Origin of the sequence: Enterobacter sp. MGH85, from assembly GCF_001037655.1 — a bacterium.
In the GTDB taxonomy this organism is placed as follows: Bacteria; Pseudomonadota; Gammaproteobacteria; order Enterobacterales; family Enterobacteriaceae; genus Enterobacter; species Enterobacter intestinihominis.
This window is the reverse complement of record NZ_KQ089925.1, coordinates 2,951,937-2,971,013: the sequence shown is the minus strand read 5'-3', so window position 1 is coordinate 2,971,013 and position 19,077 is coordinate 2,951,937. Positions and strand designations below refer to the sequence as shown.

At 57.2% G+C, this 19,077-nt stretch carries 12 protein-coding genes and 1 pseudogene; all 13 read right to left on the bottom strand.

What is annotated here, in order from left to right; all coding sequences use genetic code 11:
• Positions 1-458, bottom strand: a pseudogene (locus tag SK51_RS25620) (hypothetical protein); the annotation flags it as partial.
• Positions 459-789: 331 nt separating this feature from the next.
• Positions 790-987: a hypothetical protein gene (locus tag SK51_RS13970; RefSeq protein WP_023300305.1), complete on the bottom strand. Its 198-nt coding sequence runs from the start codon at positions 985-987 to the stop codon at positions 790-792.
• Positions 988-1,001: 14 nt separating this feature from the next.
• A complete protein-coding gene (locus tag SK51_RS13965) occupies positions 1,002-5,507 on the bottom strand; it encodes an RHS repeat-associated core domain-containing protein (RefSeq protein ID WP_023306445.1) in 4,506 nt (1,501 codons plus the stop codon).
• A gap of 3 nt (positions 5,508-5,510) precedes the next feature.
• Positions 5,511-5,951 carry a DcrB-related protein gene (locus tag SK51_RS13960; RefSeq protein WP_022648394.1) on the bottom strand — a complete coding sequence of 147 codons (441 nt, stop codon included), beginning with the start codon at positions 5,949-5,951 and terminating at the stop codon, positions 5,511-5,513.
• Positions 5,952-6,158: 207 nt separating this feature from the next.
• A complete protein-coding gene (locus SK51_RS13955) occupies positions 6,159-6,665 on the bottom strand; it encodes a hypothetical protein (RefSeq protein ID WP_226876797.1) in 507 nt (168 codons plus the stop codon).
• Between the two features lies 1 nt (position 6,666).
• Complete coding sequence (locus tag SK51_RS24975; RefSeq protein ID WP_023306447.1) at positions 6,667-9,249, bottom strand: type VI secretion system Vgr family protein; 2,583 nt, start codon at positions 9,247-9,249, stop codon at positions 6,667-6,669.
• Positions 9,250-9,333: 84 nt separating this feature from the next.
• Positions 9,334-9,750, bottom strand: coding sequence for a hypothetical protein (locus SK51_RS13945; protein ID WP_223861960.1), 417 nt, complete (start codon positions 9,748-9,750; stop codon positions 9,334-9,336).
• 52 nt (positions 9,751-9,802) lie between these two features.
• Positions 9,803-10,564 carry an ankyrin repeat domain-containing protein gene (locus SK51_RS13940; RefSeq protein WP_023300316.1) on the bottom strand — a complete coding sequence of 254 codons (762 nt, stop codon included), beginning with the start codon at positions 10,562-10,564 and terminating at the stop codon, positions 9,803-9,805.
• Positions 10,561-12,027: a Tle-like phospholipase domain-containing protein gene (locus SK51_RS13935; protein WP_023306449.1), complete on the bottom strand. Its 1,467-nt coding sequence runs from the start codon at positions 12,025-12,027 to the stop codon at positions 10,561-10,563. Before SK51_RS13935 ends, SK51_RS13940 begins: the two co-directional genes overlap by 4 nt.
• Positions 12,028-12,052: 25 nt before the next feature.
• Positions 12,053-13,486, bottom strand: a complete 1,434-nt coding sequence (locus tag SK51_RS13930; protein ID WP_023306450.1) for a serine/threonine protein kinase — start codon at positions 13,484-13,486, stop codon at positions 12,053-12,055.
• A gap of 24 nt (positions 13,487-13,510) precedes the next feature.
• On the bottom strand, positions 13,511-16,126 hold the full coding sequence (tssH, locus tag SK51_RS13925) for a type VI secretion system ATPase TssH (protein WP_032676193.1): 2,616 nt from the start codon (positions 16,124-16,126) through the stop codon (positions 13,511-13,513).
• Between the two features lie 38 nt (positions 16,127-16,164).
• Positions 16,165-17,208: a type VI secretion system baseplate subunit TssG gene (tssG, locus tag SK51_RS13920; RefSeq protein WP_022648402.1), complete on the bottom strand. Its 1,044-nt coding sequence runs from the start codon at positions 17,206-17,208 to the stop codon at positions 16,165-16,167.
• Positions 17,205-19,076 (bottom strand): type VI secretion system baseplate subunit TssF, encoded by a 1,872-nt coding sequence (tssF, locus tag SK51_RS13915; protein ID WP_032676192.1) that lies wholly within the window; start codon positions 19,074-19,076, stop codon positions 17,205-17,207. Before tssF ends, tssG begins: the two co-directional genes overlap by 4 nt.
• Position 19,077 lies beyond the last annotated feature (1 nt).

Genomic DNA, 19,077 nt, shown 5'->3' with positions numbered 1-19,077 from the left:
GGCTCATCCCCGTGCACTTCCTGCAACAGCCGGAACCCTTCCCAGACAAACCGGGTGGTGACCGGCTTGCCGGTTGGCTGGCCGCCCAGCATCTGGCGGCGCGTTTTGCTGATGCGTCGCCCGAGCGGATCGTAGCGGAAGCTGACCTCCGTCTGCGGTCTGTTGCGGTCCCGTGGCTGGCTGATGACCTCCGTCAGGCGGTGCTCGCCGTCGTAGCGGTAGTGCCAGCGGGTCTGTCCGTTATCCTTCTCCATGGTGCGTTCGTGGTCGTCATAGCGCCAGCGAATGCCGTTCAGCTGCGTCAGGCGGTTGTGCGTGACCTTCTCAGCAGAGCCTTCGTGCGGGTTACCGGTAGTATCCCAGCGGTGCAACCAAGAGCACTGAGAATTACCGGTAACTATATCCCGGCGATGCAGGCGGCCAAGACGGTCATATTCGCTGCGGGTAGACAGCCCCCCTGCGTGCGCCTAGAGCAAGGGCTTATACGTGCTCAAGCTATAATGTATAAGGACTCCACGCCGACAAGGATAAGCAAGGCACGAAAGTAGCGGACAAGATGGTTGTGGAAGGGGAAAATTACTTCTTACAGATTTCTATGAGATAATTTTTTATTTAACTTTTAATCGCTTTGAACAAAAAACGCCCCCCATGCGTGTTTTTAGTTCTCTATTATAATTGGCTAAAGTTAACTTTTACAAAGAACCTCATTGAGCGACTTATTTTGGTTTGTAGTAAAAAACCATCCTTATTACTGATCGACAGGTAATTATTAAAAATGAGGCCAATAATTTAGCTTTTCTTTTTTTCAATGGCTATTAAAACCTCATAAGCATCCTTTTCACTCATTTGAACTTTTTTGGCCTCATCAATGCTCAATTCTTCTTCCTCTTCTTTCATAACTATCCCCCCTGAATAAAACCTAATAAAAAAACGCCCTTCTCTTTCGATAAGGATTACTCCATAATTATTAAATATTATTTTATCCATTGCGCCTCCTTTTTTTAATTTTTCAACGGTGTGATCTTTAATTGATTTAGCGGAGTAGGATCTATGGCCGCCTCTGGGATACCACCTGAAGTATATCCTCCCGGCAACCAAAATTCATTTGCTCCTCGTTCATTTCCTGTTGGCATTCTTAAACCTGTCGGATTATTAATATCAACTCTTAAAGGAGCGTCTCCGAGATCACCTGCATTTAACCCTAACAATCTTTCAAGCTTTGGAATGTTCCCACCCGAACGTCTAATTAAGTCATCAGCAACGGTCCTTGGCATAACAAAGTGGCCTCCTGGAGGACCTAAATGACTAAATTCAGGATTAATACCCCAAACGAACTTAGTAACCCCTCCCTTGAATAGTTCTAAATGCCTACTAATTTTTCCTGCATCGAGGTATGTCGCCGGATTAGGGAAATCTGGCTTTGAAATTCCATGAGTAGCTCGGTAGGCCCGTGCAGCATGACCTCTTGTAGCAAAAGCACCTCGAGTTTTGCTCTGGAAATCATTCCAGCTATTTCTGCACGATAACCCCCACGGATCCACCCATCCCAGCGCATTCGGCGCATACTGGTAAAGATTTATCCCCCCCGCCAGCCCTATCGGGTCCTGCTGCGTAAACCGTCCGCAGTCCGGGTCGTAATACCGGAACAGATTGTAGTGCAGCCCTGTCTCGCGGTCCAGGTATTGCCCCTGCATGCGCAGGTTCTGGGAATATCCTGATACCTGCGTTTCGCTTTCCCGCAGCAGTTTGCCCCAGGCGCTGTTCACCCCTTCCCAGCGCACCTGCCCTTCGCTATCCGTCATCCGCTCCGGTGTGCCGTTGGGCTGACAGTGGAACCAGAAGATTTCCGGGGCATCAACGCCGTCAATACGTGCCAGCGGATCGTAGCTGTCCTGATCGCTGTAGACGTAGGTCAGCGGCTCATCCCCGTGCACTTCCTGCAACAGCCGGAACCCTTCCCAGACAAACCGGGTGGTGACCGGCTTGCCGGTTGGCTGGCCGCCCAGCATCTGGCGGCGCGTTTTGCTGATGCGTCGCCCGAGCGGATCGTAGCGGAAGCTGACCTCCGTCTGCGGTCTGTTGCGGTCCCGCGGCTGGCTGATGACCTCCGTCAGGCGGTGCTCGCCGTCGTAGCGGTAGTGCCAGCGGGTCTGGCCGTTATCCTTCTCCACGGTGCGGCCATGGATGTCATAGCACCAGCGAATGCCGTTCAGCTGCGTCAGGCGGTTGTGCGTGACCTTCTCAGCAGAGCCTTCGAGCGGGTTACCGGCAGCATCCCAGCGCCACTGCTCCTGGCCGGGCAGCGTGCCGTCCTGAACCAGCAGACGTCCGGCGCTGTCGTACTGCCAGCGGTACCAACTGAACGGGTTATCGTCCCGCTCTTCGCGGACCAGGTTATTGCGATAGTCGTAATCCCAGCGGCGGGACCAGCGGCGCGGCGACGGGCGCTGGGCATTGCCGGTAAAAACGTCCCGGCGATGCAGTCGACCGAGACGGTCATATTCGCTGCGTGTGGTTAGCAGCCCCTGCGTACGGCTGGTTTCACGGTGAAGTTCGTCGCGGGTAAAGTCGGAGACCGAGAGCTTATCAAGCGCGATGCTGAGCAGATGCCCGCTGCCGTAGTAGAACTGTTTCAGCTCCCGGCCATCGGGCAGCGTGACGGAGGTGCGGTTACCCAGCGCGTCATACTCCCACGCCAGCTCCCCGTGCTCGCCCGTTTCGCGCGTGACGCGCCCGAGCGCGTCATACTCAAACACAAGCTCCTGCTCGGCCTCGGCACTCCAGGCATCGGCTGAAAGCGCGGGATGCAGCCCAATCCGGCTCAGAAGGCCGGACGGGGTGTAGTGGTAGCGCGTCTGCCCCTCCGGCGTGGTGCGGGCGACCAGCTGGCCGCTCGCGCTCCAGGCGAAGGAATGGGTAATGGCCTCCGGATGTCCGGCGGCAAAGGTGCGCGCTATCGTACGCCCGCAGGCATCGTAGCGATACTGCGAGGCCACGCCATCCAGCCCCACCTCTTCCAGCAGCAGCGAGTCTGCGCCCCAGCGGAACTGATACGCTTCGCCGTTTTCGTTTTCCAGGGCAATCAGACGCCCGCGGCTGTCCCAGCGGCGGCGCACCTCTTCACCCTGCGTATTACGGGTGGCGGTTAAGCGCCCTGCCTCGTCGTATCTGAACTCGCTCTCTTTCCCGTCGGCGCCCGCATGCTTCACCGGCAGACCACGTTCGTTCCATTTGAGCGACTCTGTCCACCCTTCCGGGCGATCGAGCTGCACCGGACGCCCCGCGGCGTCGTAGCGGTAACGCGTCTCTTCGCCGTCGGCGCTTATCTCAGCCACCAGCCAGCCCAGCGGATGATAACGGTATTGTGTCACACGGCCCGAACAGTCCGTCGCACGCACCATCTGCCCGGCCTCGTTGTACTCCTGGTAACGGCTGTTCCCGGCGGCATCGACTTCTTCCACAACCTGACCAAACTCGTCCCGACGCAGCAGCGTGGTCTGCCCCATCGGATCCACCACGCGTTTCAGCCCGTGATGTTCGTCATACAGGAACCGGGTGGCGCTACCGTCGGCTTCGATGATGGACGCCGGAAGCGCACGGTGCTCCAGCCAGGTGGTGGTGCGGGTATTGCCGTCGGCGTCGATCTCCTGCACCCGGTTGCCCATCTCGTCATAGACGAAGGTAACGGCATTACCCAGCGGATCGATGCGACGCGTGAGGAGTTCGTTGTCATCCCACTCGTAGCGCCAGTTCTCACCGCGCTCGTCAACGTAGCGAACAATCAGGTTTTGCGCGTTCCAGTAATGCTTTCGCGTCTGACCGTCGTAGTGATCGACGGTCGTCAGCCCGGCGGCTAAATCGTAGCTAAAGCGACAGCCGTCGCCGGTGCTGGTGCGGTTTTCCACCACGCGCCAGTGGTCGAATTTTTGCCAGCGGTATTCGCTCTCCAGCCCGCCCGGCAGACGGTGCCAGACCATCAGGCCATCATCGTTATAACGGTATTCACGGGTAACCACGCCGGAGGCATCCGTTGCGCTGGCCAGCTGGCCGCGCGCGTCATACCCCCACTGCATCAGCGGCCATGTCTGGTTGCCGTCAAAATGGCTCGCCGAGGTAACGCGCTGCGGGAAACGTTCATTTTCATAACGCAGAGTGACGTCGATCGCCCGCGGCTCATCGTGCAGACCGACCAGCCGCCCGTGTTCATCCCACGCCGTCAGCAACGCGTTGCCGTACTCGTCGCTGAGGGAGGCCAGGCGCAGGATGGCTGGGTTGGCGCGGGTCGGTTTATACAGACGCCACACCGCGCCGTCATCGTCGGCAATCGCCACGTCGCCGCTCTCATTGCGGCGGATGATAATGCCTTCGCTGATGCTGTAAAACGCGCGGTCGACCGGCGGCAGTTCAAAGCTCAGCTCGCGCCCGGTTTCATCGAACCAGGTGGCGTTGTTTTCTTCCAGCGTCAGATAGCTGTCAAAGGTGGTAGCCCAGCCCAGACCAAACAGCCCTTCGCGGGTGGTCAGGCTGTTGTAGCTGCGTTGCCAGCGTAGCGGAAAGCGCCCCGGCAGCGAGAAATCGAGTTCGTCGTCGTCATTCAGCACCTTCACGCCGGTAGCGGCGTGAACCGGGTGCGAGGAGCCGAACACGGCGTTGACGGCCATATCAGCCAGCATCCCGCCACCGGCAGCAGCCAGCGCGCAGGGCATGTTTTTCAGGATCTTGCCCGGACGCCCGCGCAGCAGGGAGAGCGCAATCATCCCCAGCGCCAGGCCCGGCGTTTTGCCGCTTTTAATATCGCGAACCGTGAGGGTGTCGCCGCCGATGATCACGTTCGGGGAGACGTCGTCGGAAACGGTGCCTTCGCAGGTGGTGCGATCTTTTGCACGCACCGCGGGCTGCCCGTTGATAAAGACGCTTTTCGAGCCTTCCGCCAGATACTGCGGCCCGGAGTGTTTCTCGCACGCCACCTTGTCTTCTTCCAGCGGCGAGGTCCCGGCAGCGGCAGAGGCCACGCTCGGCTGCCACATTTCGCTGCCGAACTGTCCGGCAGCGGAAAGCAGCATGCCCGCGTAATCGGCAAAGCTGCCCGGCGACTGCGGCTCAGGGGAAGGGGTATCGGCGGGCGTCAGCGTGCCTGCCGCGCGCGCGGCGGGGATTGCGTTGGTGAGAACGTTATTTGAACCGGTGGTGATCTTACCCGCAGGCGACGGCGGAAAAAGCGCGTTGCCCAGCCCTTCAGCAGCATTGCTGATATCGTCGGTGATCCCCGCGACGTTCGCCAGAACCCCACCAATAATGCCGCTCAACAGACAGCTGGATCCAATTGCCGCCACGCCTGCCGCTGCGGCCCCGGCTCCCAGCAGTGGGGCCGCGACGGTCGCTGCCGCGCCCACCGCCGCGCCAATCACCGCATAGGCAGCGCCTTCCGCCACAATGCTGGTAATATCAGCAAAAATGCTGGAGTGAATAATCTCGTCGCCCTTACGGGCCGCGTTGTTATCGCTCATGCCTTACACATTCCGGTTGTCGTTTAGCGTCAGACTCTGCTTCAGTGCGCTCCAGCGCGCCTCGTCCTCTTCCGTAAAGGCTTTTAAGGCCGAGAGGGTAAAAATCATCAGTACCGGTTTGCCCGGCGTCTGCACGGCCAGCTGTTTTTGCCACAGGCGCTGGCCGTTACGGTCAAAGGTGGTCTCAACTTCCAGTCCGCTAATGTTTCCGTCTGGCCCGGCTTTTACGTGCTGAAATTCGCTCTGGGCGATCTCCCCCATCTGAGGGCGCAGGACTTCCCACTGACGGTGGAACTCTTGTTCGTAATCGCTACCATCCGGGATGACGCCGCGGCTGACCACTACAGATAACCCGCTTTCGTCATCGCGAATGATGTTCATGCTGTTATCCTGCCAGGCAGCAGGGAAAAGGGAAAACGAACCTTCCTGGAGGGTGTATTTCATAAGTGAACTCGGGATGATATTAGAAAAATAAGATTAAAAGCGCTAAAGTTTATACAGCCAATATTAATTACTGCTTAGCGACTCAGAGGGACAAGATCATTACAACGTTAGCACTTTCTTTTTTTTCCGCAAAAACTTTAGGGGCAGCGATATTATTGGCCGTTTGATAATTATCTTCTTTCACAGCCCGTAAAGTTGCCTCGCAACTTAATGTTCGTAGCGTGACATAACTACCCTGCTCAGGCATTCCTGATTCAGAACTGGAAAGCTAAATGCCCATGCCAGCCCGCGTTCATCGGTAGGAGTGCGATATCCAACTGATTGTCCCGGCGTGTTTCCGCGGGGGATATTAGACAATTTCAGATCTGGAAAATGAGATTTGACTTGTTCAAGAGTAATACATGGATGATTAATTACGAAAGAAATCAAAGATACGCTGTTATCGCCATTTCCCCATAAACGAACATCCATATCGCTGATCCGTGTGCCATCAGTTAACGTAAAGGGAGCTGAAGTATAACGGTCTTCTTTCTCCTGTGTATTATTAATCAGCGGTTGGTTAAACAGTTTACTGACATCCTCAACTTGTTTACCCCACACTGATTTCATTTCTTTGATCATTTGCCACAACGAATCTTGATTCATTTTATTATGCCCTGCATAGGTAAATGCTGAAAATAGTGGAAGAACAATGAGGAATGTAGCTTTAATCATCCTACTTTCCATAGAATCCTCCATAGTAATCATTATAATTTAAATTAGTCCCTGAGGCTATTTCGCCTTTACCATACACTTTTCCTATTGCTTTGGCTGCATCAATGCGAGATAACTCACCGCTCACCATTTTATCATATGCAGAATTATATGCTTTTAGGTTTTCGGCACTTCCCGCTATATCAATATCAATACCGCCGTTTGCAAGGATCTCGCGTTGTATTTTAATGTTATTCAGCGTTGCTCCACCTTCATCCATAAGCTGGCTGTTGATGAAGTTTTCCTTACTCGAAGCATCTACCGCAACAGGATAAGTTGCATGCCCTGCCTCATGTGCCAGAGTTTGCACAGTTGTGGCTGTATCCTCCATGTGTTCAGGGTCCATGACAATCAATTTGTTATTAGTATCAGCGTAACTCCCCCCTCCTGCGGCTCCCGGCTGGATAGCCCACCCTTTATCTTTTAGATCTTTTAATTGTGTCTGAAGCGTTGGTGACTTATTGATTTCCTTAACTACATCTTCACTGAAGGGCATCACATCAGAGTTGTAGGAATTATTTTGATAAACGTAACTCCCTTTTAATGGTGGAGCTGCTGCAAATTTTGTTGTTGGTTTTGGTCTGGATGCTGCTGGCGCTGAAACTGCGGGAGCCGGATTCTTAGCACTTTTATTTGGAGAAAACTTCTCCTGCACCGCCGCATCAATATCCCCTTTATGCCCCGATCCCGGTGCCGTTGTGCCCGGCTTGGTTCCCGAGGTATTCAGATGCAGCTTACCACCCGTGGTGATATACCCATCTCCCTCAACGAAAAAGTTAAACTCTTTGCCAATCAGGTTAATCTTGCCGTTAGCGTTAAGCTCAATAGCACTCTCACCCGAGACCAGCCGCAGCTTCGTCCCGGAAGCAATGACATACTGCTCTACCGCTGCATCCAGCTTGCCTTTTCCCGTCAGGATCTCGGTTCCGCCTTTCACGGCCTGGATCTGGTTCGCTTCAACACGATGCAGCTCATTTTTCTTCACGTAATGGCTGCGCGCGCCGCCAACGCTGTGCGTTTCATCATTCTTGACGCTGGTGTCCATGTTGCGCTCGGCCTGGATCCACACCTGCTCTGCGCCCGCCTTGTCCTCAAAGCGCAGGGCGTTGGCGTTGTCCACGGAACCGTCTTTCGTGCGGCTCATAAAGCCCATCTGCGTCGCCGCAGCCGGCAGCGCCCACGGCGGCATGCTGGCTTCGTTATACACGCGGCCGGTGATAATCGGACGGTCCGGGTCGCCGTTGATAAAGTCCACCACCACCTCATCGCCGACGCGCGGGATCTGCACCCCGCCGTAGCCCTGGCCCGCCCAGGCGCTGGAGACACGCACCCAGCAGGAGCTGGTGTCGTCACCCTTCGCCAGACGGTCCCAGTGGAACTTCACCTTCACACGGCCATATTTGTCCGTCCAGATACTCTCCCCCTGCGGCCCCACGACTTTCGCCGTCTGCGGGCCGTAGGTCCGCGGCCACGCCGTGCTCTGCGCCGGACGATACGATACCGCCGCCGGGATAACGGTGAAATCGGTGCGGTGAATGGTTTCACCTTCGCCGCTGGCGTAGCGGTTCTCCTCGAAGTGATACCCCGCCGCCGTCACCAGATACTCGCCGTTATCGCTGAAGAATGGCGCGTTGGTCAGGGTAAAGATGTGGCCCGGCGCAATGCCCGCCGCCGTGGCCGTCGCCTGAATCTGCTGATGCTCCACCTGCCAGCGCTCCTGACGAATGCGGGCGTAGAACTCCGCATGGCCTGTCTCCACAAAGCGGCCCGGCCAGTCGTACACGTCGATGCTGCCCGGTTTCGGTGACGCCGGGTTCTGCTGGGCCTGGAACAGCCACGCGTTCGGCTTGCGGAAGTCGTAGTCGTCGAGGCTGTAAATCCCCGGCGTCACGCTGTCCTCCAGAGCCCACTGGCTGATGCCCTCTTCATCCGTACTGCCACCGGACGGCGTCTGATGGTAAGGAATGACCTCATAGCCGCTGAACGGCTGATGCTGCGTCGCGGCGTCGGTCAGTACCAGGGTGTGCTTGTCCGCCTCGTGGCTGAAGTGATACGCAATCCCCTCCAGCTCCATCAGGCGGCTGATGAAGTCCAGGCTCGACTCCTGATACTGCACGCAGTAGTCCCACACCCGGTAGCTGCCGGTGAGTTTGTCTTCAAGGTTAACCTGATGCTCACCCAGCAGGGTTTTCACAATCTGTGGTAACGTCTGGCCCTGGAAAATCCGCAGGTTACGGTCGCGCTTCATCGGCCACAGGTCCGGCTCTACAGTCAGCTGGTAGACCGCATAGCGGGTGCCCGTCAGCTCCACGGCACTCACCGCCACGCGCGTCACCTTACCGTTGATATAGCGGGGAGTAAGCAGGCTCTGCGTGGGGATGGTCACTGTGACCGGCTGGCCGAGCAGCCTGCTGCGGTCAAGGCGCGCATCCGTGCCGAGCAGGGTCAGCGTCAGCGCGAACGACTCCGACATCGCCTCGCGGCCGGAGAGTTTCCAGAAAAGCAGCCCCTCAACCGGGAGCTGAACGGTAATTCGGTTGAGCATAATCTTTATTCCGTAATGGTTTATACTGAGAATATTTTTAACGAAATGCTTTTTTAAACGTGAATGTTCTGGTTATTGGCCGTCTTACTCTTTAACCGGGGGCCTTTCCCCTTCATATTTATAAATCCACAGGGAATAGATTTTCAGAAACTCTGACAAAATGAGTAAAAATCCATTTAGCCAGACATTCATCACGCCCGTGAAACTTAACACCATGGGGAAAAGGGAAACTGAGTAGCGAAATCCAACCAGACGCAGTATTTCCTGGTAGAGCGCCAGTCTTCTCGCGTATAAATTCCGGGCGAAGAAGCACCATGCTGAGGCAATAAAAGAGACCAACAACAAGAAATCGAGAATAAAGAAAAGAATAACCAGAGCGCTACACCCACCAGCAGACAGCGTGTTCACAACCGTACTGAAGGCGTGTATATCGGAAATAAAAGGGATCCTGTCATGTCGCACGGACTGGGCACAATAGAGCACAATGGCCAGGGCATCCATGCATCCCCAGAAAACGAAAACCTTATCTCTGGCGTTCATGACAGTTGAGCAATCACTTAACCGGCGCGGGTGGCCATTCGCCCCCCTTCTGGATGAGCTTCTCTTTTATTTCGTTTAATTTCTCGTATTGCTCACTGCCTCGGTCAAGTCCATTCAGCGCGTCCGCGAGCGCATTGCTCATCGACCAGCCATTTTTGGCCTTAATTGACGGATCCGCTCCCCGATCGAGCAGCAACAAGACATGATCGTAAGCTTGGTTATCCAGCGCATCAAACACCAGCGTTTTACCCAGTGAGTTGGTTGAGTTGACGTCAGCACCGCGATCGAGCATGGCTTCCAGCGTCTCTGTATTTTTCGCTTTAAGCGACTGGAAGACGATCGGTTCGTGGAAAACCTTATCTTTCACGTTGGGTGAGAGGCCACCGTCCAACATCGCGTCGATCCAGTCCGCACTGTCTCCCTTTAGGGCAAATTCAGCAGGACTGCTTTTTCCCTGCGGTCGAGGCTGGAGCGGATCTGCGCCATCCTTAACTAGCAACGTAATCACCTTTAAATGGCTCGACGTTTTTTTATCATTAATTGCGTTGCCAAGGGCCCAGAAAAGCAGGGTCATATCCTGCTTTCCTGGTTGATTAAGGTCGCTGTCTGGCGCAAGCGTCTTCACCGCATCGACGTCGCCTTCCTCAATCGCTTTCGCCAGTTCAAGCTGCTGGCCGCTGAAGTAGTCCTGTGGATTAAGGTCCATATCCTGCTTACACCCCTGAATCATGAATAAAAAACATAACGCGACAAAAGCCATCAACCCTTTTTTCACAATCGACTCCCGATTATCGAAATATCCTCATCCTTCTGTTGCTCTATGCAATCAATCGCTTGATTAATTCCGTGGCGGTCCAGCGCGCTTCCGGTTCCACCGGGAAGATCATGGGGTATTCCGGCAGCATTAGGGCTCAGCGCAGAGATTTCCTCTTTGAGGATCCACGAAGGGACATGCCCTTTCATCGTTTTCAGATCTTCCCAGGGGTTAACTTCCTGAATCTTCGTCAGCAGTTCACCTTCAACCCGATACGCCTGGATATTATCCGTACTGCCTAATATCTTACCGCCGTATTTTTCTACGGTTCCGGCATTGAGGCCGGCGGCGTTAAACGTCCACCCCGCTTTCCCGCTGCCCATAGAGGTTGCAGAGGCGAGACCACCGCCAAGGGAATGACCGGCAATATCAATATTCTGCCCTGACCTTGCCAGCTCCTTACCGATACTCACGGCCTTTTTATAATAATCTGAAGCCATACCCATGCCCTGTGAGAAGTTATTCGACCAGTCAGCCCCGTTTACCACCGGCGCCAGTTCCCCTTTGGTCAGTAGAGAGGAGACATTCTCAGACAGAGAGGCGAAACCAGGCTCGCGCGATCCCCTGAATACCAGCGTGGGGTTCATATCTGCACCAAACACTTCCGGCTTCGGTTGATAGACGCGCGCCAGAAAATTGGGGGACGTATCATCGTCAAAGAGCATGGATTTGTTCAGCCCGAACTTTCCTAACAGCGCATCGTCATTACTGATATCTGTCCATCCCTCCGGCACGCCCGGTGTGGTTTCCAGCGGGTTCACGGTCTTATAAATATTTTCCGCAAGCTTCGCTTTTTCCACCGCGATATTATTCGCTGCCAGACGTTTCGCGGCGATCTGGGCATCCGGATAAAGGCTATTGCTCCCCTTCGCAATCAGATCCTTACGCGCCTGCCAGCGTTCTGCTTTGGTCATCTTCTGAAGCTGCCCGGCATAGGTTTTACCGTCCTTGCCGGGAGTAGGTTCATCCGGCACCTGTGCCGTTTTAGATTTCACTACCTGTTTTGGCAGTACCGTTGGCGCAGGGCGAGATCCGTACGTTCTCACCATGGTTTCGTAGCGGTCAACAATCGTACTCACCGGATACCAGCCCAGGCCGACCAGCGAGGCAGCCTGGAGTTGCCCTTTGGCGTTGATATAAAAAATTTCCGTTACTGATGACCAGTCACGAAAACTTTCGTCAATAGCAACCACTCTGCCCATCTCTAAATCCTGCGCGATCAGCGTGCGGGTATCGCGCCCGGACTGATAAGGATTCGCACCGGTGATCGTGCGCAGCAGATCGTAGCGCGTGAAGAGCGAGCGCAGCGAATGGTCATGAACCGACATAATCCACTGTCCGGCAACGGACGGGCGGATTATTTTCGCAAACAGCGCTGGCGAGACGTTCTCGTGGAACAGATAGACAAACTTGATGTTATACATTCGCTCCGTCCTGTTACCCGCAGGCTTACGGATTCACCAGCCAGGTGCCTGGCTTCGCAATATCCAGCGTCTGGGTACGCGTTCTTCCATTGCCTTCCAGTTCAATGCGGGTCTCGCCTGCAGGCAGTTTCAGCGATGCGTAACCGTTATTCCCCGGACGCAGCGCTTTCGGCTCGCCGTTCACCTTCAGCGTCTCGCCATCAAGCATGCGGATATAGACCAGCGCGACCGGGCTGGCGTCGACAGGCGACGCACTCTGCTGCGCCGTAGCAGGTGGCGCTACCGGCTCGCTCACGTCGGCCGTTGCCGGTCTGGTTTCCGCTGCGGCGGAGGTTTCAGCCGGAGGGCTCACGGCAGGGGTTTGCGCCGTCTGCGCTGGCGTTTCCTGGCTGCCGCCGCCGAACAGCATCGCACCGGCAACCACCCCAACCAGCACGCCCGCGGCCACCAGCCCCGGAAGCTTGTAACGTCGCCAGTCCAGCGCGGAAGCAGATGTCTCCTCTTCCACCGGCACCAGCATCGTGCCGGTCTTCTTCGCGGTCAGCACCTCGTCGATACCGGCGACGGGCATCTCGATCAGCGCCGCAAACTCTTCGATGGATTGCGGACGGTCTTCCATATGCAGCGCCAGCGCCTTGTCGATGGCCTGAAGCAGCGGAATGGAATACCCCTGCGGCATCAGCTCCACCAGTGGTTTGCAGGTGTCCTGAATCGAACGCACCACGCTGACCGGTGGCGGAGAGCCAACGATAAGGGTGCGCAATACGGCGCCGAGCGCGTAGATATCCGTCCACGGCCCCTGCTCGCTTTCATTGTCGTCGGTATACTGCTCGATAGGCGCAAAACCCGGACGCAGCATGGTTTCCGTCTCATCCGAGAGATTACCGATGGTGCGGCGCGCCGATCCGAAATCAAGCAGCACCGGCAGACCGTTATCCTGAATCTGAATGTTATCCAGCGAGATGTCGCGGTGCAGGTAGCCCTCATCGTGGATCGTTTTGATGGCGCCGAAGAGCATTGGCAGCATGCGGCGGATCCACGCCTCGTTAATCAGCTCCGGTTTCTCTTCGCGCAGACGCGACAGCGTGGTGCCGCTGTAAAACAGCGTCCCCATATAGGCCGTGTCGTTTTGCACCCAGAAGCGCAGCACGTGCAGCAGGTTCGGGTGGTTAAAGCGCGCCAGCAGGCGGGCTTCCTGAATGAAGCTGTTCAGACCGGCAGAAAACGCTTTGCCGAAGCGCTCGCTGCGCAGTACCAGCGTCATATCCTCGCCGCGCACGGCGAGGGAGGAAGGCATAAACTCTTTGATAGCGATAGTGCGTTCGAGCTGGTGATCCCAGGCGCGATAGACGATGCCGAATCCGCCGCCGCCAATCACCTCTTTTATCTCAAACTCATTGAAACGGTACCCGACCGGGAGCGCGTTTGGGACAGTCCGATTGTTATCATTATCCGTCATCTTTTACAGTTCTCTTGATGATTATTACGCGGCAAACTGACAGTGGAACTCGCCCTGCTCGCAGGTGACATGCAGACGTCGGTACTGCTCGTCGCTGCGGCTGGCGGTAAGTAAAATCTGGCTCATCTGAGGCAGCAACGTATTGGTCAGAATCGCATCCACCATACGCCCGCCCGACTCAACCTCGGTACAGCGCTGAACAATCTGTTCGACCACGCTGTCGTCAAATTCAGAAATAATATTGTGATTCTCTTCCAGACGACGCTGAATGCGCCTGAGCTGAAGACGCACAATCTGCCCCAGCATCTCGTCGTTCAGAGGGTAATACGGCACCACCAGCAGGCGGCCCAGCAGCGCAGGTGGGAACACCTCCAGTAGAGGCTGGCGCAGGGCGCCACTTAACGCATCAGGATCCGGCATCAGTTCCGGGTCGGCGCACATGGCTGCGATCAGCTCGGTACCGACATTAGAGGTCAGAATAATAATGGTGTTACGGAAATCAATGTGACGCCCTTCGCCGTCCTCCATCCAGCCCTTGTCGAAGACTTGGAAGAAGATCTCGTGCACGTCCGGGTGCGCTTTTTCAATTTCGTCCAGCAGCACCACGCTGTAGGGACGGCGGCGCACGGCCTCGGTTAAGACGCCGCCTTCACCATAGCCCACATAGCCCGGAGGCGCACCTTTTAACGTCGAAACGGTGTGCGCTTCCTGGAATTCACTCATGTTGATGGTAATGACGTTCTGCTCGCCGCCGTAAAGCGACTCCGCCAGCGCCAGCGCGGTTTCGGTTTTGCCCACGCCGGACGGCCCGCAGAGCATAAATACGCCGACCGGTTTGTTCGGATCGTCAAGCTTCGCCCGCGAGGTTTTTACCCGACTGGCAATCAGATCCAGACCGTGACGCTGACCAATAACCCGCTGGTTCAGCGTATCAGCCAGGTTCAGCACCGCGTCGATCTCATTTTTCACCATCCGGCCCAGCGGGATCCCGGTCCAGTCCGAAACCACCGCAGCCACCACGTTTTCATCGACCGCGGCAAACAGCAGCGGTTCGTCACCCTGTAAGGTCTTCAGCGCCTGCTGCTGTTCTGCCAGCTGGCCGCGCAGTTCAGCCGTATCCTCATCACTCGCCGCAAACAGTGCGGCACGCAGACGGATAATTTCCTGCACCCGCGTGCGCTCTTCTTCCCAGCGACGAGCCAGGGCCTCGCGTTGGGTTTCGAACGCGTCACGTTCGGCGCTTAATGTCGCCACGCGCGCCGGATCGCCCGCCCCCACGCGCGCTTCACGTTCGGCAATCTCCAGCTCCACGTCCAGGGCCGCCAGATGACGCAGGCAGTCTTCCAGCTGGGCAGGCGGCGCGCTCTGGCTGACGGCCACGCGCGCGCAGGCGGTATCCAGCAGCGCCACCGCTTTATCCGGCAGCTGACGCGCAGGAATATAGCGATGCGACAGTTTCACCGCCGCGCTGACCGCTTCGTCGAGGAGTAAAACCTGATGATGAGTTTCCAGCGGCGACACGGTGCTGCGCAGCATCAATACAGCTTTCGCTTCATCCGGCTCGTGAACCTGTACGGTCTGGAAACGGCGGGTCAGCGCCGGATCTTTCTCAATGTATTTTTTGTATTCCGCCCAGGTGGTCGCGCCGATGGTGCGCAGTTGCCCACGCGCCAGGACAGGTTTGAGTAGGTTAGCGGCATCACCGGTACCCTGCTGGCCGCCAGCGCCAATCAGGGTGTGGATCTCATCGATAAACAGAATAATCGGCGTGGCGCTGGACTGCACCTCGTTAATCAGCGCCTGGAGGCGCGCCTCAAATTCCCCTTTCATGCCCGCTCCGGCCTGAAGCATGCCGATATCCAGCAGCCACAGCTGAACGTTTTGCAGCGGCTCAGGCACGTCGCCGTCAGCGATACGCAGCGCCAGCCCTTCCACCACTGCCGTTTTCCCGACGCCAGCTTCCCCGGTCAGCAGGGGGTTGTTCTGGCGACGACGCATCAGAATATCGACCATCTGGCGGATCTCTTCATCGCGCCCCACCACCGGGTCAATTTTCCCATCCCGGGCGCGCGCCGTCAGATCCTGACCATACTGCGCCAGCGTGCCCTGCGCAGCCGGTACTGCCCCGGCAGCTGCGTCCGCAGCGGCGGCGGCCTGCTGGCTCTCTTTGCTGCTGGCGCAAATAGCGTCGAACTGCTCGATCAGCACCTCGACGTTAAGACGGGTGAACTGCGCCGAAATACTTTTCAGCACGTTAGCCAGATTCCACGTTTTCAGTATGCCGATCAACAAATGGCCGCCGCGGATGCGGCTGACGCCAAACTTCAGCGAGCCGTAGACCCATGCGCGCTCGACGGCGCTGTCGATATGCTCGGAAAGATCAGAGACGGAACTCGCGCCACGCGGCAGGGCATCCAGCGCCGCCACGATATCGCGCGTCAGCTGCTGTTCATCAAGGGCGAAGTGACGGATGACCTGTTGCAGATCGCCATCCTGCTGCTGCATCAGCTGATGCAGCCAGTGCACCAGCTCAACGTACGGGTTGCCGCGCAGCTTACAGAAGGCAGTCGCGCTTTCCAGAGAGGTAAATAACAGCGTATCCAGTTTGCCGAAAAGCACGGCACGGCTAATTTCTGACATGTTAGTTTCCATTAACAATGATTCGGTATACGGAAGGATTATCGCTCTGCGCGATACACCAGATCGCCACGCGGAACAGGCTGAGGCTGAAGGCCCAGCCAGGTGTTGTACCCTAATCGCCCGGCGCTGCCGAGCGTGGTGCCCTGCACCGCATCGGCGCGCAGGATCACCCGTGTTTCCCATTCAAATTCCACCCCGGCGTACTGTCGCACCCAGTCGCGCAGCTCGGTGACCCACCCTTCACCCGGCAGAAAACGGTTGTATTCGTCTGCGCTCAACGGGCCAATCTCAAGACGAAATTTATGCTGCACGTCGCGTACCGCAATGCCGAGAAAAGCGGACTCCCCCATGCGCGGCAGGCGACGCCCCTCACCCAGCTGTGCCTGCTCCCGCGTTGAGAGCGGCATCCACTGCGGTACATTGGCCACCAACCTGACCGGAATGTTGAAATAGTTGCGCAGGATCTTCTCCAGCCCTTCCGGGTCCCGCCCATGGCGGGTCAGGTGACCGGCGTGAGTAAAGCGGGCATGCGGGCTCAGGCTGCCTTTCGACATCTGGCCGGGCTGACCCATGCCAATCAGCGATGCAAGATACCCTTCGAAGCGCCTGTTGTCGTCGCGATCCAGTGAAACGGCAGGCTGCGCGTCCGCCCAGGCGCGGTAAAACAGCAGCGTCAGGCGGTGGTGAAAGAGGTCGGCAAACGCGCTGAGGCTGTGATCCTGATGATGATGAATACGCTCGCGGGCATACTCGGTCATGTGCACCGGCAGTGGGCCGTTAGGACCAAACAGGCCGAAGCTCAGAATGGAAACCTCATGCAGTCCGTTCTCTTCCCGCTGCCGGACCTCGGCAACCGTTGACGGCGCAAACCCCATTGAAGGCTGCTGACCAATACGCAGCGGCTCAAATTTAGGCAGCGGCGCGCGCCCCAGCGGGTAACGTTCTCCGCCCTGGGCATCAATACGTCTTAACAGCTGAAACAGATCGTAGCGCCACGGCGTCTCGCGCACTCCGCGCCAGAACGCATCGGGCAGCGGCGTCAGGCGATGCACGCGCAGCGTTGCAGGGGCAACTTCACTCATACCAGCGCCCTTTTACCCATGCGCGGCGCCCAGTAGCCAATTTCGCCGCGCTGCTGGCTCTTGAGCGTGAACTCCGTAAAGCTGTTGATGGAGACCAGGCGGGCAAAAAGGCGTTCCAGCACGCTGCCGAAAAGCCACGGGCTGGCACCGGAAAAGGCGCGTTCGTCCACCGTCAAGGTGATGCCGATCCCGCGGGCGAACACCACCGGGCCGGGTTCCGGCACGCGGCGGTGCACCGGCTCCAGCACGCAGTGACGAACGCCATCCACCTGACGGGCAACCGGCGTCTCGGCGAGGTTAGCGTACAGCCCTAACAGCTGACGCAGCGCGGCAGCGCCCTCTTCGTTTTCGCTGTCCATCAGGCTGAGGTAGTTCATTTGCAGCTGGCTGATGAGCCGCCAGGTACTGAACCCTTCCGCCAGCGCCGGACGCGGCGGCGTCGGGCCTTTACGCAGGGTTAACGCCTTCACCGGCATGGAGTCGGCCATAATAAACTGCCCAAGCTCCTGCTGGAGCATCAGCGGCAGGTCGCGGCTGGTACACAGCACCTCGGCGGAAATGTAGCGCAAATTCTCCTGCCACGGCGCGTGCTGCGCATCCACCAGCGAGACGAAGACCTCCGAGCCGATATAGCCCGTACGGGTGCCGTAGCGCAGCGCGTGTTCAGAGAGGACGCGCTGTTCACGGCGCAGGGAAAAATAGGCGCCGTAGTTGCCCGCGTCTCCGCTCCAGGTACTCCAGAACGGACGAAACGTCTGGTCGTCCCGCTGACCATCCGCGCTGGCATAGATTTTTTTCACAGCATAAATTTCATAATCCAGCGGGCGGATGTTATCCACCACCAGATGGTATTCATGCTGGCTTTCGCTCAGCTTCTGCCGGGCCGCCACTTTCGGGAACAGGTTGATCACCGGCGTACAGTGCAGCGCCATGTGGCTGGCTTCCACCACGCGCTCCAGCTGATCGTCGCTCTTGTCGAGCAGAACGAAGATATCAAACGCTTTTTCGTCTTCGCAGCGCTGGATCAGCTTGCCCAGCCCGCTCAGGCTGATGAAGCGAAAACGCGCCGGGAACGCAAAGTACTCCTGCAACAGGCGATAGCCGTCGAAGTTACGCAGATCGTCCGGGAGCAGCGCCTGATCCGCATCAAAGCCTTCCTGACGCAGGGCGTCAGACGACAGCAGCTGGCGCTGGGGCTGCTTGCTGACCGTCTGGCAGACAATACCCGCGTGGTGCTCCATCACCAGCTCCAGCAGCTTCAGCGCCTCGATGTCCGGGCCGCTTAAGAAGAACTCCAGGCGGTCAAAATCCAGGTGCCCAAGATGCTGCGGGCCATCGCAGGCAATGCGGATCCGTAAGGCGCTGCTGATCCCCCGCTGGCCCAGGCCGAGCTGGGCCAGCGGCAGATCGGCGGGAACGCCGCCCAGCTCGATCCGCTCAATTTTTAACGGCAGCAGGTTGACCTCGTGCGCCGTGGTATAGCTGCACGTAACGCCGGTTTTTTTCAGCGCCAGGCTGTCCATCATGGTGCCGCGCGGCACAATAAAGCCTTTGCTCAGGTCGCCGCGGCTGCTGTCGGGCTGAATCTCAGCGATCGCCATCGACGGCGTAGGCGCCAGGTAATTTGGCGCAATCATCTCCAGCATACGCTGTGAAAAGCGTGGAAATTCGGCGTCCATTTTCATCTGCACGCGGGAGGTCAGGAAGGCGAAACCTTCCATCAGGCGCTCTATGTACGGATCCGCCACTTCGATGCCGCGCATGCCGAGCCGCCCCGCCACTTTTGGGTAGCGTTCGGCGAACTCCGCGCCCATCTCGCGCAGATAGGCCAGTTCACGGTTGTAATATTCGAGCAGTTTGCTTTCCATA

Bases quoted from the DNA above. Each gene is read 5' to 3' on its own strand.
- SK51_RS13970 (WP_023300305.1), bottom strand. From the start codon at position 987: ATGGATAAAATAATATTTAATAATTATGGAGTAATCCTTATCGAAAGA.
- SK51_RS13965 (WP_023306445.1), bottom strand. From the start codon at position 5,507: ATGAGCGATAACAACGCGGCCCGTAAGGGCGACGAGATTATTCACTCC.
- SK51_RS13960 (WP_022648394.1), bottom strand. From the start codon at position 5,951: ATGAAATACACCCTCCAGGAAGGTTCGTTTTCCCTTTTCCCTGCTGCC.
- SK51_RS13955 (WP_226876797.1), bottom strand. From the start codon at position 6,665: ATGATTAAAGCTACATTCCTCATTGTTCTTCCACTATTTTCAGCATTT.
- SK51_RS24975 (WP_023306447.1), bottom strand. From the start codon at position 9,249: ATGCTCAACCGAATTACCGTTCAGCTCCCGGTTGAGGGGCTGCTTTTC.
- SK51_RS13945 (WP_223861960.1), bottom strand. From the start codon at position 9,750: ATGGATGCCCTGGCCATTGTGCTCTATTGTGCCCAGTCCGTGCGACAT.
- SK51_RS13935 (WP_023306449.1), bottom strand. From the start codon at position 12,027: ATGTATAACATCAAGTTTGTCTATCTGTTCCACGAGAACGTCTCGCCA.
- SK51_RS13930 (WP_023306450.1), bottom strand. From the start codon at position 13,486: ATGACGGATAATGATAACAATCGGACTGTCCCAAACGCGCTCCCGGTC.
- tssH (WP_032676193.1), bottom strand. From the start codon at position 16,126: ATGTCAGAAATTAGCCGTGCCGTGCTTTTCGGCAAACTGGATACGCTG.
- tssG (WP_022648402.1), bottom strand. From the start codon at position 17,208: ATGAGTGAAGTTGCCCCTGCAACGCTGCGCGTGCATCGCCTGACGCCG.
- tssF (WP_032676192.1), bottom strand. From the start codon at position 19,076: ATGGAAAGCAAACTGCTCGAATATTACAACCGTGAACTGGCCTATCTG.